The following is a 25,568-nucleotide window of genomic DNA, read 5'->3' on the forward strand; positions in this document are numbered from 1 at the left end:
CCATGGAAAAGAAGTTCACCAGCGACGAGGTTCCGCTGGCGCAGCTGCTCGACCAGGCCAAGGCAGGAGCTCTCCAGCTCCCTGACTTCCAGCGAGGTTGGGTGTGGGACGACAACCACATTTCCAGCTTGCTGGCGTCGGTGTCGCTGTCCTATCCGATCGGCGCCGTGATGACCTTGCAGACCGGCAACCCTGACGTTCGGTTCCGGCCGCGGCCCCTAGAGGGTGTCGAGCTGGCCTCGCCAGTCGAGCCGGAGTTCTTGCTCCTGGACGGCCAGCAGCGCATGACGTCGCTGTACCTCGCGCTCCGCTCAGGCGCTCCAGTGCAGACCAAGGACGCGCGTAACAATGTGTCACGTAGCTACTTCGCGGATATCAAGGCCTGCATCGACCCGGCGAAGGACCGGGACGAGGCTATTGTCAGCGTTCCGGAAGACGGTGTTATCCGAACATTCCGAGGCGAGACGATCTTGGACGTGTCGACGCCGGAGGCGCAAATCGCCGCCGAAATGTTCCCGCTCGGCAGCATCATGGACTACGCCGCGACCATGGAGTGGCAGCTCGCCTACCTCGGCCAAGGGCCTGGCCTGCCGGAAGAACGTCTGAAGATCTGGACTGCTTTCAACGGGGCCGTGATCAATGCGTTCGTGCATTACCAGGTGCCGACCATCGCGTTGATCCGTTCCACGCCGAAGGAAGCGGTCTGTCAGGTCTTTGAGAAGGTCAACACCGGCGGTGTGTCGCTGACCGTGTTCGAGCTACTGACTGCGACTTACGCGGCCGACGACTTCAACGTGCGTGCCGATTGGGACGCACGCAAGAAGGAGCTGTCCGCTCATCGGTTGCTCAGCGGCTTCGAGGCGACTGACTTCTTGCAGATCCTGACACTACTCTCGACGTTCGATCGGCGGAAGAAGCACCTCGCCGACGGTCTTGCGGATGACAAGGCGCCCGCGGTGTCGTGCAAGCGCCGGGACATGCTTCGCCTTGAACTGGCCGACTACCGGAAGTGGGCTGACGACGCCACAAAGGCGCTTCAACGCGTTGTCCGGTTTCTGCATGGCGAGCACGTCTACCGGGCGAATGATCTGCCCTATGCGACCCAGCTCGTACCGCTGACGGCGATTCTGGTTGTGCTCGGCGACGCTGCCGAAGGGCTTGGTGTCCGGCAGAAACTGCAGCAGTGGTACTGGTGCGGTGTATTCGGCGAGATGTATGGCGGGTCGACCGAGACCAGGTTCGCCAACGACCTGCCGGACGTTGTCAGCTGGGTTACGGACGGTGGGCCTGAGCCGAGAACCGTTCGTGAGGCCCAGTTCCAAGCCGAACGGCTCCTGACCTTGCGCACTCGCAACAGTGCTGCTTACAAGGGCATTTATGCGATGCTGATGAAACGAGGTGGCCGGGACTTCCGCACAGGGGAGACCATCGACGTTCAGGCTTACCTTGATGATGCGATTGACGTGCACCATATCTTCCCCCAACGCTGGTGCTCTGCGAACGGTATCGCGGACGCCATCGCGAACAGCATCGTGAACAAGACCGCGATCGACGCCCGGACCAACCACCGGATCGGAAGCAACCCTCCCAGTAAGTATCTGGCCCGGATCCAGAGCGGCGACAAGGTCAGTGCCACGGACCTCGACGCGATTCTCCGTTCGCACGACATCGACACTCTTGCGTTGCGTGGTGACGACTTTCCGGCGTTCTTCAACGCTCGATTCGAGCGCCTGCTCAAGCAGATCGAGGAAGCGATGGGTAAGCCGGTGAACCGATCGGCGGACCGTGCGGAAAGTCCGTTTGTGGACGCGCGCACTGACCCGGGGCGGATTCGTGAGGACATTCGGACGGTGATCGCCGCTGGGGAGAGTAAGGTCGTCGAGTTCAAGTCCACCGGGCGGAAGAACATGCGGACCGGTGCAAAGGACGACGCCATGGAGTGGGGCGTTGTCAAGTCGATCGCCGGCTTCATGAACGCCTATGGCGGAACGCTGCTCATCGGAGTGGCCGACGATGGTGCGATCGTCGGTATCGAAGAGGACTTCACAGTGCTTGGAAAGAAGAACCCTGACGGGTGGGAGCTCTGGCTCACCGAACTCATCGGTGCACGGATGGGCAAGGTGGCGGCCGCCGGTCTTGATCTCCGGATGGGCAAACTCGACGGTCGTACGGTCGCTCGGATCGACGTCCCGCCAGGTGCCAAGCCGCAGTTCGCCACACAGGCAAAAGGGGACAAGAAGCCCGTCTTTCTCGTCCGGATCAACAACTCGACACAGGAGCTCTTCGGAGATGACCTGGTGAATTACCAACGGTCTCGCTGGACCGACTGACTGTTCTTATTCCGGTTCGCCGTCAGCCCAGCCCAGAGCAGCCCCGTAGCTGGCTCGCACCAGGTCAAGGCAGCTCTGGGCCGGTGGCAGCGTTCCGGTCTGGTGGCCAAGCTGGACTGTCCAATCGAACGTGGGAAGGCGGGCGAACCCGTGCCGCGCGACTCTCCAGCCGGTCACTTTGTGAACAAGGTCCGCCGCCGCTGAGGTGAGGGCTTCGATACGGGCCAATGCCGCGAGATCGTAGAGGTCTCGAGCAGCCGTGCGATCAAGCCAGGCCACGGTCTTCATCGCGGCGAACGATGTCAGCGTCGGCACGCGTAGCGACGATGGGGCGACGTCGGTGTAGCGCATCTGCAGCGCTTTGACCTCGGCCGGCCATTGCGCGAGTTCTCGATGTTCAGCGGTGTTCAGCAGCTGGATCCGCACCTGGAGGCCGTCGCGGGTAACCAGGCGAGCAGGGTCGATCGCCCGTACGTCGCCGGGCGATGGGTCCCAGCGTGCGCCTGGGAACTCCCGGCGCAGCAGCCGTGGGAGCTCCCGTAGCGCGTCGGCGACATTCTTGCGCTCGGCGGTATACAGATCGATGTCTTCCGACAATCTGCCACCGGTCGACGGGTCGGGGAGCCATGTGCGGGCAAGTGCGGTGCCTCCGAAGAACACGATCGGCTGATCGAGCTGGGCGAGGGCCACCAGTACGTGACTGATCAGGTGATCTCTTCTGACCTGGCTCTCGGCGACGCCGAAAGCGTCCGCTGTGGCGATGAGTTCAGCAGGATCAAGCATCTGACTTTCTCCCTGTCAACGCGACGATCGTGGCGAGCGATCTTGGGCGGTGCTGCGTCGTGGCCAGTTCCTCGAGAAGTGGCCAGTCGGCACGCAGCATCAAGGCTTGGATCGCTTCATGTGCGTTCGGCTCGCCGATGCCGCCGAGAGTGGGGCGCGTGGCCAGGTCCAGAGCTGTCTGCTCGATGGTGGTCGCCCAGCCGGTGCCAAGCTCGGTCTCTGTTCGCTCGACGTCGAGCTTGCTTACGTCGCGTTTCACGAAGACTATCCGTGCGTCCGCTGTCGGCAACGGCGGACGTTGCTTGGGGATGGCGAGAACCGCGACCGCGAGCCGTCGCGAGGCAGCGCCGTGGATGTAGGCGGCGCTGATCCCCATCAGGGCGGCCGACGAGACCCCGTAGTCGACCTGCCCGACGCCCAAAGCCACTGCGTTGAGATCAGGGACCCAGCGTGAATCGCCAAGCCGGTTCAACGGCGGGAGCGCGTAGTAGCCGTTGGCGACGCGACGAAGGACTCCGGAACGGGTCAAGCGTGCGATCTCGGCGCGTGGGTGTGCGTAGAGATCGGAGAGGTCTCGTGGCCGGAAGACCCGCTGGGATCGCTGCGCCAGCTCGGTGGGAAGACTCACCCGTGTCCTAGCCATCAGTACGACCTCCGTAGGGTTCAAGCCTACGTTCATCGTAGTCGATGCGCTGCGTATCTGGCTCGCTCACGCAGTGTATTAGGAGAGTCGCGCTTGGATTGTCACTGATCGTCGCTACGGTAGGTCGCATGACTGAACAGCCGGTACTCGGTGTCCCCTCGGCGAGGGAGATCCGTGACGAGCTGCAACAGCTGGTGCTGAATGACCTGTTAGGCCCGCTTGACGGGCCGGAGGAAGAGCTAGGCGGCGGCGAGAACCCGATCGACCGATACCTCCTTGGCAGGCTGGCGCCGAAGGATGTGGCGATCGAGCCCGAGCAACAGGACGACTTTTCCCGGGCTGACGCCGGCGACGCCGCGGAGCCGGACCCTCAGCCGACGGCGCCGAACGTCGTCAGCCTCACCCCCGCTGCGCTGGGCTTCACCGCTCATGTCGACGGAAAAGCGACGAAGCTGCTGGTCACCGCGAAATGGGGGCGGTATGAGCGCGGCACGTCCGAGCGCGAGGACACAGCGGGCAAGCAGGTCTGGCGGCGAGAGCAAATGGGGGGTTCGGTCGTCGTCCCGCTGACCCCAGGTCTGCTGCCCCGCTCGTCGCCGAGTTCGGATCAACCGGATGTGGTCGTTCGTGGCCGAGTTCGGAAGCAAGATGGAAACTGGCTGGTTTCGCTGTTCCTGGACAACGAACAGAGCCAGCCCGAGCGACGACGACATGTTCCTTCGTGGCTGTTCCAGGTTGAGTTGTCCGCGGTCGGCGAGGACGCGCGACCGGTGTTCCTGCCACGGCATGAACGGCCGAGAAACATCGACTCCGCGGATCAGGCCGAGCGTCGGCGCCTGGCCATGGCATACCGATTCCATCCCGAGTTCGCCTTCGGCAGCGGAACAGCGGTCCATGCCGTCGTCGATCCCGGCGATCCCATGCGTGCGACAAAGATCAGCACCAGCACCGTGCCCGAGTACGAGGTTCCGCACACTGGTGTGCCGACCGTTGACGATGATCCCGATCTCCCCGAGCTCGGAGATGTCGAACTCGGGATGAAACGGCTGAGTGAGCTCGCCGGCCAGTCAGCCGAATCGCTGGTCGCCGTCTTGCGTCCGTTGGTCGTTGGCTATCGCGCCTGGATAGACCGCAAAGCGACGGCGATCGGAGACTCGGACCAGTACTTGGGCGAATACTTCGAAGAGGCTCGCGAAAGCTTGGTCGCTGCGAGCCGTGCGGCCGATCGCATCGAAGCCGGCATCGATGTCCTTGCCTCCGATGATCGTGCACGCCGCGCATTCGGGTTCGCGAACCGTGCGATGTACCTCCAGCGGTTGCACACCCAGGTCGCTGCCAGGCGACGTAAGGATCAGGCCGCCGATTTCGACCGGACAGTGTCCCTCGTGGACCAAAATACGACACAGGAATGGCGGCCTTTCCAGCTGGCGTTCATTCTGCTCAATCTGGCATCGCTGGCGGATCCCGCGCATCCTGAGCGGTCGACCGAAGATACCGCGGTCGCGGATCTGCTGTGGTTCCCGACAGGCGGTGGCAAGACCGAGGCCTACCTGGGGCTGACCGCGTTCACCATTGCCATACGTCGCCTACAGCCGCAGTACGGCACGCTCAACGCGATGGCCGGAGTTGCCGTGCTGATGAGATACACGCTTCGGCTACTCACCATTCAGCAGTTCGAGCGCGCGACGACACTGATCTGCGCGGCCGAAATCCTCCGTCGGGAAGACGAACGAACATGGGGCCATACTCCGTTCCGGATCGGCATGTGGGTCGGCGCGAGAGTCACGCCGAACAGCACGAAGAAGGCCGAGGACTGGCTGAAGCAACGTCGGAACATCCGCGGTACGGTGACCCGGGCCCAAGGCTCTCCACACCAGCTGTCCAGCTGCCCTTGGTGCGGCAGCCGGATTGAACCCGGCCGCGACATCGAGGTCAACAACGTCTATCGACGCACCCTCGTGACCTGCCCTGGTCTCAGCTGTCCTTTTGGCGCACTCGCTGCTGCCAACGACGGGCCTGGCCGAGAGGAACGTCGGGGGTTGCCGGTCCTGGTGGTGGACGAGGAGATCTATCGGCATCCGCCGGCGTTGCTGATCGGAACAGTGGACAAGTTCGCTCAGCTGCCGTGGCGGGGCGAGACGACGACCCTGTTCGGGCGGGTCAGTCAAAGGTGTGAACGCCATGGCCTCGTGACCGAGGACCTTCGAAACAATGATGGCTGGGAGGAAAAGGATCGGCACGGGCCGCTGCCGGAGGCGCCGGCTTCGCAGATCGTGGGTATTGCGGCGTTGCGCCCACCCGACCTGATCATCCAGGACGAGCTACACCTGATCTCCGGGCCGCTCGGCTCACTGGTCGGACTCTACGAATGTGCCGTCGATGAGCTCGCGACTTGGGAAAACCCGGACACTCGACGCAAGGTCAGACCAAAGGTGATCGCCTCGACCGCGACTGTACGACGTGCGGACCGGCAAATAGGTTCGCTGTTCGATCGCAAAACGGAGATCTTCCCGCCACCGGGACTCTCCGTCGATGACAACTTCTTCGCCAGGCAGCGTGATGTGTCCGGCCAACCTGGCCGTCGCTACGTCGGAATTTGTGCTCAAGGAACCCGGATCAAGTCGACATTGATCCGGGTCTATGTCTCGGTGCTCGGAGCGGCGCAGAAGCTGCATGAGCGATACGGCCGCAACGAGATCACCGACCCGTACATGACCTTGGTCGGCTACTTCAACAGTCTTCGTGACCTCGGTGGCATGCGGAGGATCGCCGAAGACGACGTGCGCAGCAGGCTGAAGCGTGCGGCTGAGCGTGGGTTGGCCACCAGATACGTATCCGACGACGGGATCCGGGAGCTCACCTCCCGGCTGTCCTCGGACGAAATCCGCCCACTGCTCGACCGACTGGAGGTCGAATTCCCTCGAAGCAAGGACAAGGGCGCCCCCACGCCGATCGACGTCCTGCTCGCCACGAACATGATCGCGGTGGGTGTCGACGTCTCCAGGCTTGGCATGATGGTGGTCTGCGGACAACCGAAATCGGCGGCCGAATACATCCAGGCCACCAGCCGGGTCGGCCGAAGTTCACCAGGGCTCATTTTCACCGTCTACAACTGGGCCCGGCCTCGCGATCTTTCGCACTACGAAAGCTTCGAGCACTTCCATGCGACGGTCTATCGTCATGTCGAAGCACTATCGGTGACGCCGTTCGCAGACCGTGCGGTGGACCGCGGCTTGACCGGTGTACTGGTTTCGCTGATCAGGGAGTCCGAACTCGCCTACAACGGCAATCGGCGTGCGGAAGACTTCGACAGCACATCCAAACTCGCCGCGTACGTCGCCCGGTATCTCCGTCAGCGGTCTCGGAGCACGACTGATGACGATGCCGAACGCCGGGTGGAAAAGGCGTTGGACGAAAGACTGGCCTACTGGAACCGGGAGCGTCTTACCCCTGGGCGCCGGCTGGCGTACGAACAGCCTGGCCGTTCCGACGACATCGTCGGCCTCTTGCACCCCCCGACAGGCGGGAGCTGGAGGCTCGCCACATGCCCCAGGTCACTGCGCGATGTCGAGCCAGGTGTTCAACTGTTGTTACAACCTCCTGGCGGTGTGGTCGCGGATACCCCACCGCCGTTCGCCGCACGAATACCAGCGGCCGAGACCGAACCGGAAGGCGGAGATTCGTGACCACCGCGGAACCTCAGGCGCACCGAGTCGGGGCGATGCGGCCGAATCAGCTACTGCACACCTACGGCGCCGGCGCGATGGCGGACCTTCCCAATCTGTCCGTGGTTATGCTGGGTCTCGATTTCTGGAACCTCGAGCGATCTCACGTTGTGCAAGAAGAGCGCTTGCTGAGCGCGGTACGGGCGAAGCTAGGCCGTCAGGTCACAGCCTTGCGGTTGCCGCCGTATTTGCCGGAGACGCCTGACCCCTTCGGGCAGTGGACCAAGGTCGGGGTTCCGGTAGGCTTGTTCCCAGGCTGGCTTCGATGCTCTCGCTGCAATCGGCTGGGTGAAGCCACCAGCGGCCTGTTCGATCTGGAACCTGACCCGGTGCGGCCCGATCATGTTCGATATGCGCATAAGTGCTGGGGAAGCGGGAAGAAACGCCCTGCCGCTCTGCCTGCTCGCTTCGTACTGGCGTGCGAGAACGGTCACCTCGACGACTTTCCGTGGCACTTCTATTCACATCGGGGTGTCCAGCCCGAGTCCGGGCACTCCCTCAGGATGACTGAATCCGGCAGTACCGGTGAGGCCGCCAACGTGTTCGTCACCTGCGAGTGCAACGCTCGCAGGTCGATGTCCGAGGCTTTTGGTGAGGCGGCTGAATTCAGTCTGCCGGGTTGCCGGGGCCGTCATCCTCATCTTCCGGGCAAGTTCGACGAGTGTGGGCGGCCTGTCCGCACTCTCGTCCTCGGTGCTACCAACAGCTGGTTCCCGACTCAGCTGAGAGCCTTCACCGTACCCAGGGATCGTGACCCACTCATGCACGTGGTCGCGGAGTTCTGGAAGGAACTGGAGATTCTCGCCAAATTGCCCGAGGAGGTGGCCAAGCAGATCATTCCGAATCAAAACTGCTGGCCTGACCTCGAACGCTACGGCATTGACAAGGTGTGGCGCGCAGTCGTCGAGCGTGCCCGGCACAGGCCGTGCGATGAGCGACGTGGAGACAGCGTCGACCTTTACCAGCCGGAGTGGGATGCCCTTACCAGCGACCGGGCGGCGAATCAGCCCAACTTCACCACAGTGCGAGAGTCGGTTCCAGAGAACGCCGGCTCGTGGTTGAACAGGTTGGTCTTGGTGCCACGGTTGCGGGAGGTGGCTGCGCTCTACGGATTCACCCGGATCGACGCGCCGGAATGGGAGGCGCAAGACACCCCGGACCAGCGACGCGCGCCACTGTCGCTGTCGGAGCCAACATGGGTTCCCTGTGCGGAAACCCGGGGCGAAGGGTTCTTTTTGCGGTTCGATGAGGATCGTGTCGCCCGCTGGGAAGCCCGGCCGGAGGTGTGTCAGCGTGAGCGGGACGTGCTGTTGCCCGCGCATCGGTCATGGTGTCGTCAGCGAGACGTCGACGCCGGGGGCTGGCCAGGGATGCGGTATGTCCTCCTGCACACCTTCGCGCACACGCTCATCCGTGAGCTCGCCCTGGATTCGGGGTACAGCGCGGCAGGAATCGGCGAGCGGATCTACGCGCGTTCAGCCACGGAGGGTGGGCAGACGCCTATGGCTGGGATCTTGTTGTACACGGCGGCGCCGGACAGCGAAGGAACGCTGGGTGGACTCGTGTCATTGGGTAAGACCGAAAGGCTTGGACAGCTAGTCGATCAGGCGCTCGAGGCGGCGGAACTCTGCAGTTCCGATCCGCTCTGTTCGGAGCACGACCCGCGGGTGCACGGAAGGCTCTATGGCGCCGCCTGCCATGCCTGTTTGTTCGCCGCGGAAACGTCATGTGAACGAGGAAACCAGTACCTGGACCGAGCGTTGCTGGTCGATACTCTTGGTACCACAGGGTGTGGCTTCTTCTCCGATTAGTCGTCAAGGACCTCGAACTGGTCGATTCGACTGATTTCGTACTGACGTCCGGTGTGTCGGAGCGCACCGGTGACCCGGACATTGCGTCCGTCACCATGGGTAGCTACCGCCAAGGCGTACTGCTGTGGATTCAGTCGCATGACGATCCGGTCTTCTTCCCGGTGCTGGTCTTTGGCCTGGATTGTGCCGGCCAATTGAACCTTGCCGAGTTTGTCTGTTGGACGAGGGCGTTCCAGATGAGTGACGCGTCCGATCACCACGACTGCTTCGGCAACCGGCAACATCCGCAGGTGCTTCGCCGCGCGCTTGAGGGTCGAGATTGCGCGAGAGTCGAAGCGGATGAGCGGGGTGTCCGCTTCGGTCGGCGAGGCCACGGCCCAGGAAAAGGAAAGCTCGAACATACTCTGCCGCTGCCCGCCGATGTACACCAGCGCGTCACAGAGGTTGGCCGAGACCCCGTCTCCGATCCGCTCTTCGAACTCGATGAAGTTGTCTCCGTACGTTTCCGCCACAGCGTCACGGGCTGCTGACGCTGCCTGGTGGAGCAGAAGGAGCACGTCACGCGTGGACACCGTAGGTTTCAGGCTCACGTCGGGAAGCGGGCTTTCTACTCGTAGCACGTAGCTGCCGACACTGGTTTGTCCCAGTCGGAGCTGGTCGATGACTGCCTTCGCTGCTAAAGGCTTCTGGCTGGGCAGAACGCTGGGGCGTTCTGGAGATGCGGCGGCCGTCGCGGCTGCCAAGAGGAGGTCATGAACTCCTCTGACCGCACGCAAGCCCTCGCTCAGCGGAATCGTGCCGCTGGGTGTGTCAGGGACGGTCCTGACCTGGTACACGTCAACCTGAGTTGAGCGGAGATCTCGAATAACTTCAGGTTCCGGTCGTCCTTCAACAAAAGACAGCGTCCTGACGATGTCGGCGACGCGCTCGGCGTAGTCCCGTAACTCCGAGGTGGCGGGCACGAGGAGCTCGACTTCGGATTCGTCGACGATGGTCGTCCAAACGATCGCGCGGCTGTACGTGCCTGATTCACGCCAGCCTGTTGAGCGCAGGTAAGTGGCGATGGCGGTGAGGTCAACAGTACGGCGTTCATCGTTGGGGCTCTCGTAGGACATCAGGCCCCCACCGGCAGTGTCGCGGCCGACTTCATCACCGCGTGGAGTGAGTTGACCGTTAGGAGATTCCGAACAGGGACGTCCACTCGCACCTTGCTGTCCGGTTTGAGATTCGATGTCGGTTGGTCGCGCAGCGACATCCAATAAGCGGCATGTCTGAGTTCGGTGCCGGAGGGGGCGTGATCCACGTAGTCGTGCCAGTCATCGGGGACTATCACGAGTATCAGGAACCTGGGGACCATGAAGTCGGTGCCGGCGAGCTCGTTGTAGTGACGGGTCCGAAGTTCGTACTTCCAGTAACCCTGTTGCTCGACAGCGATGCGTTTCGACCAGCTCTTGACCTGCACCTCGATGTTCGGGTGACGGAGCTGACCGAGTTTGCCCTTGTGGCCGATCGTCAGATCGAAACCTCGGCTGTCGATGTCTTCTCGCGCGACGGTCAGCCCGGCCGCCGACGCGAGGACATGAACGAACGACTGGCCGAAGGCCCCTTGATGTTCTGGTTTGCTCAGCACCAGTTCCATGCCCACCGTCTAGATTTCGAATTGAAGCCCAGAGTAGTCGATCTTTCGCCGTTGTGGACGACAACAAGGTACGTCAGAGTTGGCCGCCGATTCGCATGTCGATGTGCCCACGCGCGACCGATCGCTCCAAGGTGGGGTCCGGCGCGGAGGCGTCTAGGGACCGCTGACGTAGAACGGTTGGCCTTCCTTGCTGGAGTTGATCCACCCAGTTCGATCTATGTGCCGAGATGGCTCTCTCTGGCGAGACCTTGATGCGGTTCGAACCTCTAAGCCGCACGAGTACTCGATCGATCCGGACGCGACCTCCGGAGCCGCCTCTAGCCGCGCTCCGTGGAGGCGGAATACGTCCGAAGGACGCGTAGCTCCACGTCCTTGACGTCCGTGCTGTAGACGTTCCTTCGGGCCGATCAACAGAGACCGATGAGATAGCCGCAGTCGGAGACCTCGCCGCATCTGCGCCTTCGTGCGACCAGCAGTTGGGCAAGTCCGCCGAAGTCGGAAGTCGGATCTTTGTCATGAGGCCAATCGAGATGCCTCTGGATGAAATGGCCCGCGCTCGCCGTCGGGCCGATCATCATCAGCCGACAAGGGCCGGTTGGGGCCTTCGCGAGCGCCGCCACACCGCGGACGAGCCCGAGCAGTTCCGGCTGAGTCGATGCCCTGTGGTTTGGGTGGCAGTGCCCTGCTGTCGCACCTTCCAGACCGCCTCGAGGCGATCGTTGGTCGCATGGTGACGATGCGCAGGGCGCTTCGCTGCCTCGTCGGACCAGGCACTGTCATCTTCGTCACCGTTTCCCCTGGACAGCAGGTCAACAGGCCTCAGCGGGTAGCCACTACGCTGGGACCAACCCCGAACGGTGTCAAAGAGAGCGGAGCCGACGTGTCTGTGTCTTCACCTGCCCCAGGTGGTGCCATCGAGGACCTGCGCGCGTCCGTGGGGCTCCAGATCGCCGACGAGCAGCTCCTGCGCACCCTCGCGACCGGCCTCGCCGACGTCGAGACCCTGCTCCGCGAGGTCGTCCGCAGTGATGTCAAGGCCGTCGAGGACGCCGCTTCGCACCTGGTCGAGGCGGGTGGCAAACGTTTCCGTCCGCTGTTCACGCTGCTGGCTTCGCAGTTCGGGCCGAAGCAGGGCGACCAGGTGGTCACCGCCGCCGCGGCCGTCGAGCTCGTGCACCTCGCGACGCTGTACCACGACGACGTGATGGACGAGGCGACGATGCGCCGCGGCGCGGAAAGCGTCAACGCCCGCTGGGACAACACCATCGCCATCCTCACCGGCGACTTCCTGTTCGCGCACGCCTCGCGGCTGGTCGCCGACCTCGGCACCGACGCGGCCCGGATCATCGCCGAGACCTTCGGCGAGCTGGTCACCGGTCAGATGCGCGAGACGGTCGGCCCGGCCGACGGCGACGACGCGGTCGAGCACTACCTCACGGTCATCGCGCAGAAGACCGGCTCGCTGATCGCCACCTCCGGCCGGTTCGGCGGGATGATGTCCGGCGCGCCCGACGACTACATCGACGCGCTTCGCCGCTTCGGCGACATCATCGGGACGGCGTTCCAGATCTCCGACGACGTCATCGACATCGCGTCCGCTTCCGACGAGCTCGGCAAGGCGCAGGGCACAGACCTGCGCGAAGGTGTCCGCACGCTTCCGATGCTGTACGCGCTGGCCGACCCGGCCACCGACCCGCGCCTGGTCGAGCTGCTGTCCGGCCCCATCTCCGACGACAAGCTCGTCGCCGAGGCCCTTGGCCTGCTGCGGGCCTCGTCCGGACTCGAACGCGCACGCGAAACTCTTTCCGACTACGCTCGTCGGGCGCGTGCCGAGCTCGCGGCGCTGCCCGCGTCGCCCGCCCGGGACGCCTGCGAATCGGTCGCCGACTACCTGGTCGCGCGAACGCATTGACAAAGGGCAGGTTAGATGTCCATTTTCGGACAGGTTTGGCTGTGGAGTCTGCTGGCGTTCGTCGTCGGCGCGCTGCTCACCTGGCTGGTGCTGGTGCTACCGGCGCGCAAGCGCATCCGTGAGCTCGAAAGCTCGCTGGCCACCGCGCACGCCGAGACGTCCCGGCTGCCAGCCGGGGTGAGCCTCGGCGCGGGTGCCGCGGCCGTCGCCGGCGGGACCGCGTATCTCACGACGCCGTCGCACGACGATCTGGACGAGGAGTTCGCGGCGGCCGAGGAGCCGAAGCCCGCGTATCCCGAGACGCTCACCGAGCAGGAGCCCGCTCAGCAGTGGACCGAGCCTGCCGAGGAGCCCGTCAAGGACGTCCACGAGAACGTCCACGAGGAGCCGAAGCACGCCGCGTCCGCGACGCAGATCTTCGAGCCCGAGGAAGAGTACGAGGCCGAGTACCGCACCGCGTCCCAGCCGGACCCGGAGCCTGAGCCCGACCCGGAGCCCGCCGCCGAGCGGACACAGTTCATCCCGGCGGCCTTGCCGGAACCCGAGCCGGAGCCCGAGCCCGAGAACCCGTACGTCGCCGCGGCGACCGACTATCTCCAGCCCGCGTCGAAGCTGGACCTGGAGCCGGAACCCGAGCCGGAGCCCGAGCCCCAGCCGCCGTTGCCGGGCGAAGGGCCGTACCGGTCCCGTCTGGAGATGCAGCTGGACCCCGAGGGTGCCGAGACGCAGCCGGAGCCGGTGTCCCTGTTCAGCCCCGCGTCGCGCGTGGAGACGGAACAGGCGCCCGTCGAGACCAACTGGTTCGAGCGGGAAGAGGAGCTGCACGATCCGCCCGCCTACGCCTTCGGGTCGGACGAAGAAGCGCAGGCCGGTCTCCTCGACTCGGAGCCCGAGACGCCCGCCGAAGCCACCCAGGTGCTGCCCAAGCGCACGCCGCGGGGCGCGGTCCGTGGCGGTTTCGAGCCGCCTCAGCCGATCCAGCCGTCGATGCGGGCGATCGAACGCCGTGAGCCGGAACTGTCCGGTGGGCAGAGCGGTTCGCTGTTCGAGCCCGCCGTCCAGCCGGGCGACGCGATGCCGGCGCCGGAGCCCCCGCCCGCGCGGCAGGTCGCCGCTCCGGTGCCCGAATCCGTTCCGCCCGGCCCGTTCGGTCCCGGTTCGGCGATGCCGCGGCCGGGTGGCGGCCGTCCCGCCGACGATTTCGCGGTCAAGGCCAGCGTGACCGCTCTGCGGTACTGCACGGAGGACTCGCAGCAGTTCCCGAAGATGGTCGCGGAGGTCTGGTTCCGGACCGCCGCCGACGCGGAGCGCGTGGGCTTCCGTCCCCTCACCTGAGTGCAATGAACGGGCCGTTCCTTGCGAAATTTGCAAGGAACGGCCCGTTCATAGCGTTCGGGGGCGAGCTACACCACGGTCCAGGTGTCCTTGCCGCGCAGCAGCCCCTGCAGATCGGGCTTGCGGGCGGCCTGGGCCTCTTCGACCTGGGCACGCGCCTGGTCGTCGTAGGTAGGCCGCTCGACCTGCCGCAGGATGCCGGTCGGCACGTGGTTCAGGTTCTGGTCACCGATCCGCGAAAGGGCGAACGCGTACGACGTGTCCTCGATCGTCGGGTCGTGCACGACGAGGTTCTCGTCGCCGATGTTCGCGACCTTCCCGACCTCCAGCCCGGCCCAGCCGCCGCGCGTGACACCGTATTCGCCCTGCGGCCCGAACTTGATCGGCTCGCCTGCCTTCAGCGGGATGAGCCGGGTGGCGGCCTCGTCCTTGTCCTTGAGGACGTCGAAGGCGCCGTCGTTGAAGATCGGGCAGTTCTGGTAGATCTCCACCAGCGCCGACCCGCGGTGCTTCGCGGCGGCTTCCAGCACCTCGGTCAGGCCCTTGCGGTCCGAGTCGAGCGCGCGGCCCACGAACGACGCTTCGGCGCCGATCGCCAGCGAGAGCGGGTTGAACGGGGTGTCGACCGAGCCCATCGGGGTGGACTTCGTGACCATGCCCGGCCCGGACGTCGGCGAGTACTGGCCCTTGGTGAGACCGTAGATCCGGTTGTTGAACAGCAGGATCTTGATGTTCACGTTGCGCCGCAGCGCGTGGATCAGGTGGTTGCCGCCGATGGACAGCGCGTCGCCGTCACCGGTGACGACCCACACCGACAGATCCGGCCGCGCGGTGGCGAGCCCGGTCGCGATCGACGGCGCCCGGCCGTGGATCGAGTGCATGCCGTAGGTGTTCAGGTAGTACGGGAACCGGGACGAGCATCCGATACCCGAGATGAACACGATGTTCTCGCGCTTGAGGCCGAGCGTCGGCAGGAACGACTGCACGGCGTTGAGCACGACGTAGTCACCGCAGCCGGGACACCAGCGGACCTCCTGGTCCGACTTGTAGTCCTTCGCCTTCTGCGGTTCGGTCTCGGTCGGCACAAGGTCCAAGCCGCCGAGGGTGGGGATCCCCAGGTCGATCGCGGTCACTTCGCCCCCTCCGTACTGGTGATGATCTCCGTGAAGACGCCTTGCAGCTCTTCGGCCTTGAAGGGCAGCCCGGCGACCTTCGTGTACGACTTCACGTCGACGAGATACTTGGCCCTCAAGAGCATCGAAAGCTGGCCGAGGTTCATTTCCGGGACGACGACGGTGTCGTACGAACGGAGTACGTCACCGAGGTTGCCGGGGAACGGGTTGAGATGGCGCAGATGCGCCTGCGCGATCGGCATGCCGTCCTTGCGCACGCGGCGGCACGCGGCGCCGATCGGCCCGTAGGACGAGCCCCAGCCGAGCGCCAGCACCCGCGCCTTGCCGCCGCTCGGATCGTCGACGACGAGGTCCGGGACATCGACGCCGTCGATCTTGGCCTGGCGCAGCCGCACCATCTTGTCGTGGTTGTCCGGGTCGTAGGAGATGTGGCCGGTCTTGTCGGCCTTCTCCAGCCCGCCGATGCGATGCTGCAGACCGGCGGTGCCCGGCAGCGCCCACTCGCGGGCGAGGGTCTCCGGGTCGCGTACATACGGCCAGAATTCCCCGGAATCGTCCTCGGCATTCGGCTCGGTGGCGAATTCCACGCGCAGATCCGGCAGATCCTCGACGTTCGGGATCAGCCAGGGCTCGGAGCCGTTCGCGATCGCGCCGTCCGACAGCAGGAACACCGGCGTGCGGTACTTGAGCGCGATCCGGGTGGCCTCCAGCGCCGCGTCGAAGCAGTCCGCGGGGGACAGCGGCGCGACGATCGGCACCGGGGATTCGCCGTTGCGGCCGAACATCGCCTGCAGCAGGTCGGCCTGCTCGGTTTTGGTCGGTAGGCCGGTCGACGGCCCGCCGCGCTGGACGTCGACGACGACCAGCGGCAGTTCGGTCATCACCGCGAGGCCGATGGCCTCGGATTTCAGCGCGACACCGGGCCCGGACGTCGAGGTGACGCCCAGGGCACCGCCGTAGGAGGCGCCGAGCGCCGCGCCGATGCCGGCGATCTCGTCCTCGGCCTGGAAGGTGAGGATGCCGTAGTTCTTGTGCTTGGACAGCTCGTGGAGGATGTCCGACGCCGGGGTGATCGGGTACGTGCCGAGCAGGATCCGCAGGCCCGACTGCTGCCCGGCGGCGACCAGCCCGTACGCCAGCGCGGTGTTCCCGGTGATCTGGCGGTACGTGCCCTGGTTCAGCTTCGCGGGCGCGACCTCGTACGTCGTCGCGAACGACTCCGTCGTCTCGCCGTAGTTCCAGCCGGCGCGGAAGGCCAGGATGTTGGCCTCGGCGATGTCGGCCTTCTTCGCGAACTTCTCGCGCAGGAAGCGTTCCGTACCTTCGGTCGGCCGGTGGTACATCCACGAGAGCAGGCCGAGAGCGAACATGTTCTTCGCGCGTTCGGCGTCCTTTTTGGACAGTCCGGTCTCTTCGAGTGCGCCCCTGGTCAGCGTCGACATGGCCACCCGGTGGACTTGATAGGCCGAAAGGGTGTCGTCGTCGAGCGGGTCGTTCTCGAAGCCGACCTTGACCAGGTTCCGCTTCGAGAACTCGTCGGTGTTGAGGATGATCGTCCCGCCTGACGGGACATCGGCGAGGTTCGCCTTCAGTGCGGCGGGGTTCATGGCGACCAGGACGTCCGGCCGGTCGCCCGGCGTCAGGATGTCGTAATCGGCGAAGTGCACCTGGAAGCTCGAGACGCCCGGGATGGTGCCCTGTGGCGCGCGGATCTCGGCGGGGAAGTTCGGCATGGTCGACAAGTCGTTGCCGAAGGCGGCCGCCTCCGAGGTGAACCTGTCGCCCGTCAGCTGCATGCCGTCACCGGAGTCGCCGGCGAACCGGATGACCACCCGGTCCAGCTTGGCGACCTCGGTGGGCCTGACGGCCGACAAGGAGCCGTTGCCGTTCGCACTCGTGCTCATAGGTCAGGGATTCCCTCTCTCCCGACGTGCGTCGTCCCCGGCCGTGCCGGAGATCGGCGTGCCTCGCCCGGCGATGTCGGCCAGGTCACAGGTGCCATGTCCCGAGGTTAGTCCTCGGCACACTTCCCAGGTTGCCGTAAAAACGGGCCGGACCTACTTCTCGAGTGTCCTGAGCTCGTCGCTGAGCGGGGATTATCCGGTTTATCTGTTACCGATGGTAACGGTCGGCGATGCGGCTCGATTGTGAGCCGTATCTCCTTCCAGCGTAGTGAAGTCCGGTTGAGGAACGGTCAGCGGCCGGTCATCGACGCTCGCAGCCTGGCGAGCCGTTCGGTGAACGCGGGTGCGGTGAGTGACGCCACCTGAGGCTCGATTTCGGCGTCGACGGCGGCCGAATGGTCGGTCAGTGCCGCGGTGTGCCGAAGCGTGCGCTTCGTCGCCAAAAGGACGTCTCGCGGAGCGTCGACGGCGGGTTTCGCCAGTTCACGGGCGGCCTCGACCAGATCGCCCTCGACGAGCCGGAGCGCGAGCCCGCTTTCGACAGCGGCTTCGGCGCCGACGACCTCACCGAAGAGTGTCATCGCCGCGGCCTTCTGCGGTCCGACGAGCCGCTGGATCATCCACGTCATCCCGCCGCCGGGATGGATGCCGAGATCGAGAAATCTGGCCACGAACTTCGCCCTCGGTCCCACGATGCGGACGTCCGCGGCGAGCGCGAGGTTCAATCCGGCGCCCACGGCGGCCCCGCCGACGGCGGCGATCGTGGGCAGGGAACACCGCGCCACCGAGAGGAAGCCGTCATAGATCGCGCGGAGCCCGTCCTCCCGGGCGCCGGCGAGCGTGTCCAGATCGGCGCCCGCGCAGAACGCCGGCGGCGCGCCCGTGACGACCAAGGCGTGGACGCTCTCGTCGGCTTCGGCGCGCGAGACGGCCTCGGCCAGCTGCGCGGACAGGTCGAGGGTCAGTGCGTTGCGGGTCGCGGGCGCGTCGATGGTGAGCACGGCGACGCCGCCGTCATGGCTGGAGCGGATCTGATCGGTCACGCGTCGAGGGTGTCACGCTTCGGGCGTCGGCGGGCGTTCCAGTAACCGGGACAAGACGACGGTGGAGACAGTGCGGTCGACGATCTCCAGCCCGCGCAGCCGTTCCAGCGCCGTCTCCAGGTGGTGGATGTCCGAAGCGCGCAGATGGACGATCGCGTCGGCGGCGCCGGACACCGTGTAGGCCGCGACGACCTCGGGCAACGGTTCCAGCCGGGCTCGGATCCGGGCCGGGGTGATGTTGCCGTTGCAGGTCATCTCGACGAACGCCTCGGTGCCCCAGCCCAGCGCCTCGGGGTCCACGACCGCGGTGAACCCGCGCAGGACCCCGGTTTCGAGCAGCCGGTCGACCCGCCGTTTCACCGCGGGCGCGGACAGGCCGACGACCTTGCCGATGTCGGCGTAGCTGGACCTCGCGTTGGCCATCAGGCATGAAACGATTCGCTGGTCGATGGTGTTCACACGCAATGTTTAGCAGGTATATGCGCAGCGAACAGCGATTGATTGCGGAATTAGGTGAGCCTTACCCTTCGGGTATGCCGGAACTGGAGCAGCAGCCCCGTGTACCCACGACGCGCCGCTACCTCATGTGCCCGCCGCGGTACTTCGCGGTGGATTACGTCATCAACCCGTGGATGGACCCGTCGGTCCCGGTCAGTGTCGACGCCGCGATGGCGCAATGGACCGAACTCCGCGACACCTACCGACGCCTCGGCCACACCGTCGAGGAGATCGACGCCCAGCCCGGCCTGCCCGACATGGTGTTCGCCGCGAACTCCGGCACCGTCGTCGACGGGCGGGTCCTCGGCTCGCGGTTCCGCGCCCCGCAGCGCACCGCCGAGGCCGAGCACTTCCGCCGCTGGTTCGTCGAGCACGGCTACCGCGACATCACCATGCCCGAGAAGATCAACGAGGCCGAAGGCGACTTCGCCTGGACCGGCAAGATCCTCCTCGCCGGTACCGGCTTCCGTACCGACCCGGCCGCGCACGCCGAAGCGCAGGAGGTCCTCGGCGTCCCGGTCGTCTCGCTGCGGCTGATCGACCCGAGCTACTACCACCTCGACACCGCGCTGTTCGTGCTCGCCGAGGCGACCGACACGACGTCCGCCCAGATCGCCTACTACCCGGAGGCCTTCTCGGCCGGGTCCCGGAAGGTACTGGAGCGGATGTTCCCCGACGCGGTAATCGCGGACCGGGCCGACGCGGAGTGTTTCGGCCTGAACGGGGTGTCCGACGGCCGCAACGTCGTCCTGCCGGTCGAGGCGACCGGTTTGGCGGCGCGGCTGACCGAACGCGGCTATGAGGTCGTTTTCCTGGACATCTCCGAACTGCGGAAGGCAGGCGGCGGCCCGAAGTGCTGCACCCTGGAGATCCGCAAGTAATCCATTAGTGGACATCTTGCGAGATCATGTAACTACTCCATTCGCCAAACCGATTAATCGGGAAACATACTCGGTCCCGAATGAGGCGCGGATGGTGATCCTGGCGATTGGCGGCGTGGGCAAACCCGTGCGCGCGCTGGATCCAGGTGAAAACGAGACATGGGTGACCGTCGAGCAGTTCGAGCGGGTGCTGGACTCGGTGGCCGGACGCGAGGACGTCGGGCTCACCTTCGACGACGGCAACGTCTCGGACGTCGAGATCGCGCTCCCCAGACTGGTGGAGCGCGATCTCACGGCCGAGTTCTTCCCTCTCGCGGGCCGGATCGGGCAGCGGGGTTTCGTCGACGCCGACGGCCTTCGCGAGCTGGTCGAGGCGGGTATGTCGATCGGTTCGCACGGCTGGGAGCATCGCGACTGGCGGCGGCTCGACGGCAGGCATGCCCGGCGTGAACTCGAAATCGCACCCAGACTGCTCGCGGATTTGAGCGGGAAGCCGGTGCGCGCGTATGCCCCGCCGTTCGGCGCCTACGACCGGCGAGTGCTCAGCAGGCTCCGGCGTTCCGGGGCGACCAGGGTCTACACGACAGAAGGCGGCCAGGCTTCGCGTGACGGCTGGCTGCGGCCGCGTACGGAGGTCCGGCACGACGTCGACCAGGAATGGATCGACGGTGTGCTCGGTGAGCGGGAGGGCCTGTACCGCCGAGCGGGACGGGTGATGGCGCGGGTCGCCAGGCTTGCCCGCTTTTGACCGGTTTTCTTTGTGCAGTGGGAAAACAACCACCTGTCGGCCCTTGAGCCGAACCATCGGCGAAGGCATCCTGAGCACCCTAGATAAAGAAGCTTTATTAACTAAGGGGTGCTCGGTATGCGGAAACTGCTCCTGTTCTCGGTGATGGTGGTGGCCGCAGGGCTGGCGCCCGCGGCGACGGCCGCGGCCGCCCCTTCGATACAGGCGGGCCCGACCGCGCAGCAGCTGCTGGCGAAGACCACCAGCTGCAAGCAGGTCTCGAACGGCAAGTACAAGACCGACGAGGAAACCGGCAGGACCATCGCGGTCTGCGACGCGGGAAGCGCCGTGTTCTGGAAGGCCGACATGGACGTCGACTGCGACGGGCAGCCGACCGCGCGGTGCAACAAGAACACCGACCCGTGGTTCCAGGACGGCACCGCGTACCCGCGCTCCGACGGCAAGGCGCTGGTCGCCGACGAGACGCCCTACATCGTCGTGCCGAGCATCAGCAGCACGTGGAACTTCGAGAAGGCCGGCCTCAAGGGCGCCGGTTCGTGCGCGGTGATCTACAACAACAAGGTGCTCTACACCGTCATCGGTGACACCGGCCCGAAGAACATCATCGGCGAGGCGTCCTACGCGACCGCGAAGGCGCTGGGCATCAACCCGGACCCGAAGAACGGCGGCGTCGACTCGGGCGTCACGTACATCTGCTTCAAGAACTCGAAGGTTTCGCCCATCGAGAACCACGGTAAGGCGACGTCCGTGGGGGAGGGCCTGGCGGCGAAGTTCGTTCAGGGATAGCTCAAGTACATGAAGGCCCCCTTCCTTGCGCCTGGCGCAAGGAAGGGGGCCTTCATGTACTTCTCATGACCGGACGGGGTCAGCGCGGTTCCATCTGTACCCACCAGTCCCCGCCGTAGGGCGGAGCGATGTGCTGGACGGTCGAGTCGTGGACCGCCTTCCAGGGACCTGCCACGCGGAAGACGTATTCACCGACGGCGACCCCGGGGAAGGTCACGTAGCCCTTGGCGTCGGTCCTGGCGAACGAAACCAGTTTGTTGTCCTTTGTGGACAAAGTGGCGGTGAGGCCGGCGAGGCCTTCACCGTCGTCCGGCCGGTAGTTGTTGTTCTTGTCGACCCAGGCCAGGCCGCGGCTGTCGGCGCGCTTGCCGGGCACCTTGGCTTCGACGGAGACCCGCGGACCCCGCACGTAGGCCTTGCCGTCGAAGCCGCAGTACAGGAAGGTCTTGCCGAAGTAGGCGGCCTTCTCGGGTACCTGGGCGGTCAGGGGGAGCACCAGTCGCTGGCCCGGGGCCAGCGAGCCCGCCTGCGGGGAGCCGAACGCACCCCACTGTTCCAGCGGGATCTTCAGGTCCGTTCCGGTGCCATCGTCACTGCAGGTCACGAAGAGGCCGGAGAGCGGGTGCGCGCCGCTGTTCGTGAGCGTGACAGTCGCTTTGGCCGTCTCGCCGGGTGCGTAACTCGGCTTGTCGAGCGTGATCGTCGCTTGAAGCGCCTGGCTGAGCGGCTGCCGGCCCCGGATGCTCAGCGCTTCGTACTTACCACTGCCGTCCAGGCGCATCATGGTGCTTTCCGGGAGCAGCCAGCCGTCGGGGACGTTGTGGAAGTACACGATCCGGGTGGCGCCGACCGGGACGGCGTCGAAGGAGAACCGGCCGGCGGAGTCCGTGAGCACCGACAGTTCGTTCGGCAGTCCAGGGCCGCCCACCAGGGTCTTGATCCCCGCCAGCTCCTCTCCCGCGGAGAAGACACCGTCGCGGTTCTTGTCTCCGTAAACCTGGCCGGCGACCCGTTCGGTGGTCTCCGGCGGGATCACGTTCACCGGGACATCGACGGTGTTGTCCGTGCGGTCGGTGTCGACCGGGGTCCTCACGTCGAGTCTCACCACGGGATTGCCCGCTTCGGCGCCCCAGATCCGGCCGGTCACGCGATAGGCCCGGCTTTCACCCGGCTGGAAGGACACGCCCGGACCGTTGTGGCTCAGTTCTCCCCAGGTGTCCAGGTCGAAGCCGTAATACGGGCCGGAGTAGGTGCTTCCTTCGGCCATGACCTCGGTCGCCGTGGCGTCGCCGATGTTCGTGATCGTCAGGTCGATCGGAATGGTGTCGTCCCGCAACCAGCGCCCGTCCGGCACGGCCGCCGTGATCTTGAGGTTCGGGCCGGGATCGGCGTACGCGGGTACCGCGGCGATCGCTCCGGCGAGGGTGAAGGCCGACGTCAGTACGCCGACGGCACGCAGCCATTTTCCGGGAAGGGTTCTTCGCATCGGTTCTCCCCCAAGTGCTCGTCGTTGACGATCTGAACCTAAGAGCCGCTTCGCCCGATTGACCAGTACGGAACATTCCGGCGTCACCGGAAGGCAACCAAGACGGCGTCCCCGGCGTGTACGGGAGATCGAGACGAAACCCTTACGCGCTCGCTGTAGCGTTTCGCGGGCCTCGAACGATGAGTAATTCCCTTGCCGCACAGGCATTCCGCCAAAAGCAGGCGAACGATGGACACCGGTAACGAACCCGGTCCTCCGGCCGACCAACGGGCAGCGGAATGCGGCTGGAGGAATTCGTCATGAAGATCAGTGTCTTCGGGCTCGGTTACGTCGGTTGCGTGTCGGCGGCATGCCTGGCCGGACGCGGGCACGAGGTCGTCGGGGTCGACGTGAACCCGGTGAAGATCGAACTCGTCTCCAGCGGCAAGGCGCCGGTGGTCGAGGAGCGGATCGGGGAACTGACCGCGGAAGTGGTCGCCCAGGGCAAGCTGAGAGCGACCACCGACGTCAGACAGGCGATCGCGGACAGCGAAGTCTCCCTGATCTGTGTCGGTACCCCGTCCGCGCCGAACGGCAGCCTGTCGACGGCGTTCCTGGAACGCGTCGCCGAGGAGATCGGCGAAGCGCTCCGAGACAAGACCGAACGCCACACCGTCGTCTTCCGCAGCACCATGCTCCCCGGCACCTGCCTCGACCTGCTCGTCCCCATTCTGGAGAAGTCGTCCGGCCGCACCGCGGGCGTCGACTTCGGGGTCGCGGTGAACCCCGAGTTCCTGCGCGAGGGGAGCAGCGTCAAGGACTTCTTCGACCCGCCCAAGACCGTCATCGGCGAGCTCGACCCGGCCAGCGGCGACGTCGTCGCGGCGCTTTACGAAGGGCTTCCCGGCGAGGTCTTCCGCGTCGCGATCCCGGTCGCCGAGATGACGAAGTACGCCGACAATTCCTTCCACGGGCTCAAGATCGGCTTCGCGAACGAGCTCGGCGCCATCTGCCGCGCGCTCGGGCTCGACTCGCACCAGGTGATCGAGGTCTTCCTCGCCGACCGCAAGCTCAACATCAGCCCCGCCTACCTCCGCCCCGGGTTCGCTTTCGGCGGCTCGTGCCTCCCCAAGGATCTGCGCGGCCTGGTCTACGCCGCGCACCGCGCGGACGTCGCCGTCCCGATCCTCTCGCATGTGCTGCCCTCCAACGACGAACACCTTCAGCGCGCCTTCGATCTGGTCGCGCGCACCGGAAAACGCAAGGTCGGCCTGTTCGGCCTGTCGTTCAAACCCGGCACCGACGACCTCCGCGAGAGCCCGCTCGTCGAGCTCGCGGAGCGGTTGCTGGGCAAGGGTTACGACCTCCGCATCTACGACGCCAACGTCAGCCTTTCGCGGCTGATGGGCGCGAACCGCGAGTACATCGAGGGCAGGCTGCCGCATCTCGGCCAGCTGCTGGCCGGCTCCATCGGCGAGGTCGTCGACCACGCCGAGGTCTGCCTCATCGGCTGCACGGACCCGGAGGTCCTCGCGGCGCTCCCGGCCGGTGGCGGCCGCACCATCATCGATCTCGTCCGCGTTCCCGACGCCGCCGAGCGCCGGGCTGAAGAGGGATATGTCGGTCTTGCCTGGTAAAGCTCTCATCCTCGTCGAGAACCTTTCCGTCCCCTTCGATCGCCGCGTCTGGCAGGAGTGCCAGACACTCCGTGACGCCGGCTGGGAAGTCCACGTCATCTGTCCACAAGGGACGAAGCGGGACACCGAAGCCGAGATCACCATCGACGGCGTCCACATCCTGCGGTACCCGCTGAAGGCGGCCACCGGTGGTCCGGCCGGGTACGTCCAGGAGTACGGCTCCGCGCTGTGGCACACGCTCCGGCTCGCCCGCAAGGTCGGCCGGGTCGACGTGGTGCACGCCTGCAACCCGCCGGACCTGCTGTTCCTGGTCGCGCTGTACCTCAAACGCCAGGGCGCGAAGTTCATCTTCGACCAGCACGACCTCTGTCCCGAGCTGTACCTCTCGCGTTTCGACCGCGGGGAAGACCTCCTGTACCGCGCGGTCTGCGCGCTGGAGCGCCGCACCTACAAGACGGCCGACGTCGTCATCGCGACCAACGAGAGTTACAAGGACGTCGCGGTGAAGCGCGGCGGCAAATCGCCGGACGACGTCTTCGTCGTGCGCAGCGCGCCCGTGGTCGAGCGGTTCCATCTGGTCCCGGCCGAGCCCGAGCTGAAGAAGGGCAAGCCGCATCTGCTGGCGTACCTCGGTGTGATGGGCCCGCAGGACGGCGTCGACTACGCGTTGCGCGCGCTCGCTTCGCTGCGTGACGAGGTCGGCCGCACCGACTGGCACGCCGTGTTCATCGGGTCCGGTGACGCCTTCGACGCCATGGTGGCGTTGTCCAAGGAACTGAAGCTCGACGACCAGGTGGAGTTCACCGGCCGGATCTCCGACGAGGACCTGCTGCGCTACCTGTCCTCGGCCGACGTCTGCCTTTCGCCGGATCCGCTGAACCCGCTCAACGACGTGTCGACCATGAACAAGATCATGGAGTACATGGCGATGAGCCGTCCGATCGTCTCCTTCGAGCTGCGGGAGGCTCGCGTTTCGGCCGGGGAAGCCGCGCTGTACGCGCCGGCGAACGACGAGCCCGAGTTCGCGAAGCTGATCGCGCATCTGCTCGACTCGCCGGACCAGCGGGCCGAGATGGGCGAGCTGGGGCGGGCACGCGTCGCCGGTCCGCTCTCCTGGGAGAACTCTCAGAAAGCCCTGCTCGCGGCCTATGCGGCCGCGGTCCGGTGATCGACTTCCCGATCGCGTTTTGAACAAGACTCGGGCAATCCTGTAACCAACATCGCGGTCACTCCGACGGGATTGATGCTGCACCCGCACGCACCGATGGGAGACCCCGGCTTTGACTGACGATACG

At 65.6% G+C, this 25,568-nt stretch carries 19 protein-coding genes; 10 read left to right on the forward strand and 9 right to left on the reverse strand.

The genetic code is table 11. From position 1 onward, the window contains the following. Positions 1–2: 2 nt before the first annotated feature. Positions 3–2,330, forward strand: a complete 2,328-nt coding sequence (locus tag ACIBTM_RS16120; RefSeq protein WP_395877317.1) for a DUF262 domain-containing protein — start codon at positions 3–5, stop codon at positions 2,328–2,330. A 6-nt stretch (positions 2,331–2,336) separates the two neighbouring features. Here ACIBTM_RS16120 and ACIBTM_RS16125 read toward each other — a convergent pair whose 3' ends face one another. Both ACIBTM_RS16125 and ACIBTM_RS16130 read right to left on the reverse strand, forming a co-directional pair. Then, complete coding sequence (locus ACIBTM_RS16125; RefSeq protein WP_395877319.1) at positions 2,337–3,113, reverse strand: nucleotidyl transferase AbiEii/AbiGii toxin family protein; 777 nt, start codon at positions 3,111–3,113, stop codon at positions 2,337–2,339. Beyond that, positions 3,106–3,741, reverse strand: a complete 636-nt coding sequence (locus ACIBTM_RS16130) for a type IV toxin-antitoxin system AbiEi family antitoxin domain-containing protein (protein ID WP_395877321.1) — start codon at positions 3,739–3,741, stop codon at positions 3,106–3,108. Before ACIBTM_RS16130 ends, ACIBTM_RS16125 begins: the two co-directional genes overlap by 8 nt. A 143-nt stretch (positions 3,742–3,884) precedes the next feature. Here ACIBTM_RS16130 and drmA point away from each other — a divergent pair, with 143 nt between their 5' ends. Together drmA and drmB are read left to right on the forward strand one after the other, a co-directional pair. After that, a complete protein-coding gene (gene drmA, locus ACIBTM_RS16135; RefSeq protein WP_395877323.1) occupies positions 3,885–7,442 on the forward strand; it encodes a DISARM system helicase DrmA in 3,558 nt (1,185 codons plus the stop codon). Then, positions 7,439–9,292, forward strand: a complete 1,854-nt coding sequence (gene drmB, locus ACIBTM_RS16140) for a DrmB family protein (RefSeq protein ID WP_395877325.1) — start codon at positions 7,439–7,441, stop codon at positions 9,290–9,292. Before drmA ends, drmB begins: the two co-directional genes overlap by 4 nt. Here the strand turns inward: drmB and ACIBTM_RS16145 are convergent. Both ACIBTM_RS16145 and ACIBTM_RS16150 read right to left on the reverse strand, forming a co-directional pair. Continuing rightward, positions 9,289–10,407 carry a hypothetical protein gene (locus ACIBTM_RS16145; RefSeq protein ID WP_395877327.1) on the reverse strand — a complete coding sequence of 373 codons (1,119 nt, stop codon included), beginning with the start codon at positions 10,405–10,407 and terminating at the stop codon, positions 9,289–9,291. The genes drmB and ACIBTM_RS16145 overlap by 4 nt on opposite strands. Next, complete coding sequence (locus ACIBTM_RS16150) at positions 10,407–10,931, reverse strand: DUF4365 domain-containing protein (protein ID WP_395877329.1); 525 nt, start codon at positions 10,929–10,931, stop codon at positions 10,407–10,409. The genes ACIBTM_RS16145 and ACIBTM_RS16150 overlap by 1 nt, the downstream gene beginning before the upstream one ends. Positions 10,932–11,817: 886 nt before the next feature. Between ACIBTM_RS16150 and ACIBTM_RS16155 the strand changes: the two genes are divergently transcribed. Continuing rightward, the gene (locus ACIBTM_RS16155; protein ID WP_038520027.1) at positions 11,818–12,843 is read left to right on the forward strand and encodes a polyprenyl synthetase family protein; all 1,026 of its coding nucleotides are present in this window, start codon (positions 11,818–11,820) and stop codon (positions 12,841–12,843) included. 15 nt (positions 12,844–12,858) lie between these two features. Then, positions 12,859–14,178, forward strand: a complete 1,320-nt coding sequence (locus ACIBTM_RS16160; RefSeq protein WP_395877331.1) for a hypothetical protein — start codon at positions 12,859–12,861, stop codon at positions 14,176–14,178. 68 nt (positions 14,179–14,246) lie between these two features. Here ACIBTM_RS16160 and ACIBTM_RS16165 read toward each other — a convergent pair whose 3' ends face one another. From ACIBTM_RS16165 to ACIBTM_RS16180, 4 genes are all read right to left on the reverse strand, one after another. After that, a complete protein-coding gene (locus tag ACIBTM_RS16165; protein ID WP_395877333.1) occupies positions 14,247–15,311 on the reverse strand; it encodes a 2-oxoacid:ferredoxin oxidoreductase subunit beta in 1,065 nt (354 codons plus the stop codon). Continuing rightward, the gene (locus tag ACIBTM_RS16170) at positions 15,308–17,215 is read right to left on the reverse strand and encodes a 2-oxoacid:acceptor oxidoreductase subunit alpha (RefSeq protein ID WP_395877335.1); all 1,908 of its coding nucleotides are present in this window, start codon (positions 17,213–17,215) and stop codon (positions 15,308–15,310) included. Before ACIBTM_RS16170 ends, ACIBTM_RS16165 begins: the two co-directional genes overlap by 4 nt. A gap of 290 nt (positions 17,216–17,505) precedes the next feature. Next, the gene (locus tag ACIBTM_RS16175) at positions 17,506–18,258 is read right to left on the reverse strand and encodes an enoyl-CoA hydratase (RefSeq protein ID WP_395877337.1); all 753 of its coding nucleotides are present in this window, start codon (positions 18,256–18,258) and stop codon (positions 17,506–17,508) included. A 12-nt stretch (positions 18,259–18,270) separates the two neighbouring features. Then, positions 18,271–18,717 (reverse strand): Lrp/AsnC family transcriptional regulator, encoded by a 447-nt coding sequence (locus ACIBTM_RS16180; RefSeq protein ID WP_005151923.1) that lies wholly within the window; start codon positions 18,715–18,717, stop codon positions 18,271–18,273. A gap of 74 nt (positions 18,718–18,791) precedes the next feature. Between ACIBTM_RS16180 and ddaH the strand changes: the two genes are divergently transcribed. The 3 genes from ddaH (at position 18,792) to ACIBTM_RS16195 (ending at position 21,171) form a co-directional block, all read left to right on the forward strand. After that, positions 18,792–19,637 (forward strand): dimethylargininase, encoded by an 846-nt coding sequence (gene ddaH / locus ACIBTM_RS16185; protein ID WP_199754870.1) that lies wholly within the window; start codon positions 18,792–18,794, stop codon positions 19,635–19,637. A gap of 91 nt (positions 19,638–19,728) precedes the next feature. Further along, positions 19,729–20,385 carry a polysaccharide deacetylase family protein gene (locus tag ACIBTM_RS16190; protein ID WP_395877339.1) on the forward strand — a complete coding sequence of 219 codons (657 nt, stop codon included), beginning with the start codon at positions 19,729–19,731 and terminating at the stop codon, positions 20,383–20,385. Positions 20,386–20,502: 117 nt separating this feature from the next. Continuing rightward, a complete protein-coding gene (locus ACIBTM_RS16195; protein WP_395877341.1) occupies positions 20,503–21,171 on the forward strand; it encodes a glycoside hydrolase family 75 protein in 669 nt (222 codons plus the stop codon). A gap of 79 nt (positions 21,172–21,250) precedes the next feature. Here the strand turns inward: ACIBTM_RS16195 and ACIBTM_RS16200 are convergent, their stop codons facing one another. Continuing rightward, positions 21,251–22,657 carry a hypothetical protein gene (locus ACIBTM_RS16200; protein WP_395877343.1) on the reverse strand — a complete coding sequence of 469 codons (1,407 nt, stop codon included), beginning with the start codon at positions 22,655–22,657 and terminating at the stop codon, positions 21,251–21,253. Between the two features lie 299 nt (positions 22,658–22,956). Between ACIBTM_RS16200 and ACIBTM_RS16205 the strand changes: the two genes are divergently transcribed. Both ACIBTM_RS16205 and ACIBTM_RS16210 read left to right on the forward strand, forming a co-directional pair. Next, the gene (locus ACIBTM_RS16205) at positions 22,957–24,273 is read left to right on the forward strand and encodes a nucleotide sugar dehydrogenase (RefSeq protein WP_395877345.1); all 1,317 of its coding nucleotides are present in this window, start codon (positions 22,957–22,959) and stop codon (positions 24,271–24,273) included. Beyond that, positions 24,254–25,441, forward strand: a complete 1,188-nt coding sequence (locus tag ACIBTM_RS16210) for a glycosyltransferase family 4 protein (protein ID WP_395877347.1) — start codon at positions 24,254–24,256, stop codon at positions 25,439–25,441. The genes ACIBTM_RS16205 and ACIBTM_RS16210 overlap by 20 nt, the downstream gene beginning before the upstream one ends. The last annotated feature ends 127 nt before the right edge of the window (positions 25,442–25,568 follow it).

The organism is Amycolatopsis sp. NPDC049868, assembly GCF_044461365.1.
In the GTDB taxonomy this organism is placed as follows: Bacteria; Actinomycetota; Actinomycetes; order Mycobacteriales; family Pseudonocardiaceae; genus Amycolatopsis.

Coding starts and splice junctions, on each gene's coding strand:
- ACIBTM_RS16190 (WP_395877339.1), top strand. CDS start 19,729: ATGGTGATCCTGGCGATTGGCGGCGTGGGCAAACCCGTGCGCGCGCTG.
- ACIBTM_RS16120 (WP_395877317.1), top strand. CDS start 3: ATGGAAAAGAAGTTCACCAGCGACGAGGTTCCGCTGGCGCAGCTGCTC.
- ACIBTM_RS16145 (WP_395877327.1), bottom strand. CDS start 10,407: ATGTCCTACGAGAGCCCCAACGATGAACGCCGTACTGTTGACCTCACC.
- ddaH (WP_199754870.1), top strand. CDS start 18,792: ATGCCGGAACTGGAGCAGCAGCCCCGTGTACCCACGACGCGCCGCTAC.
- ACIBTM_RS16125 (WP_395877319.1), bottom strand. CDS start 3,113: ATGCTTGATCCTGCTGAACTCATCGCCACAGCGGACGCTTTCGGCGTC.
- ACIBTM_RS16150 (WP_395877329.1), bottom strand. CDS start 10,931: ATGGAACTGGTGCTGAGCAAACCAGAACATCAAGGGGCCTTCGGCCAG.
- ACIBTM_RS16210 (WP_395877347.1), top strand. CDS start 24,254: ATGTCGGTCTTGCCTGGTAAAGCTCTCATCCTCGTCGAGAACCTTTCC.
- drmA (WP_395877323.1), top strand. CDS start 3,885: ATGACTGAACAGCCGGTACTCGGTGTCCCCTCGGCGAGGGAGATCCGT.
- ACIBTM_RS16205 (WP_395877345.1), top strand. CDS start 22,957: ATGAAGATCAGTGTCTTCGGGCTCGGTTACGTCGGTTGCGTGTCGGCG.
- ACIBTM_RS16170 (WP_395877335.1), bottom strand. CDS start 17,215: ATGAGCACGAGTGCGAACGGCAACGGCTCCTTGTCGGCCGTCAGGCCC.
- ACIBTM_RS16200 (WP_395877343.1), bottom strand. CDS start 22,657: ATGCGAAGAACCCTTCCCGGAAAATGGCTGCGTGCCGTCGGCGTACTG.
- ACIBTM_RS16160 (WP_395877331.1), top strand. CDS start 12,859: ATGTCCATTTTCGGACAGGTTTGGCTGTGGAGTCTGCTGGCGTTCGTC.
- ACIBTM_RS16195 (WP_395877341.1), top strand. CDS start 20,503: ATGCGGAAACTGCTCCTGTTCTCGGTGATGGTGGTGGCCGCAGGGCTG.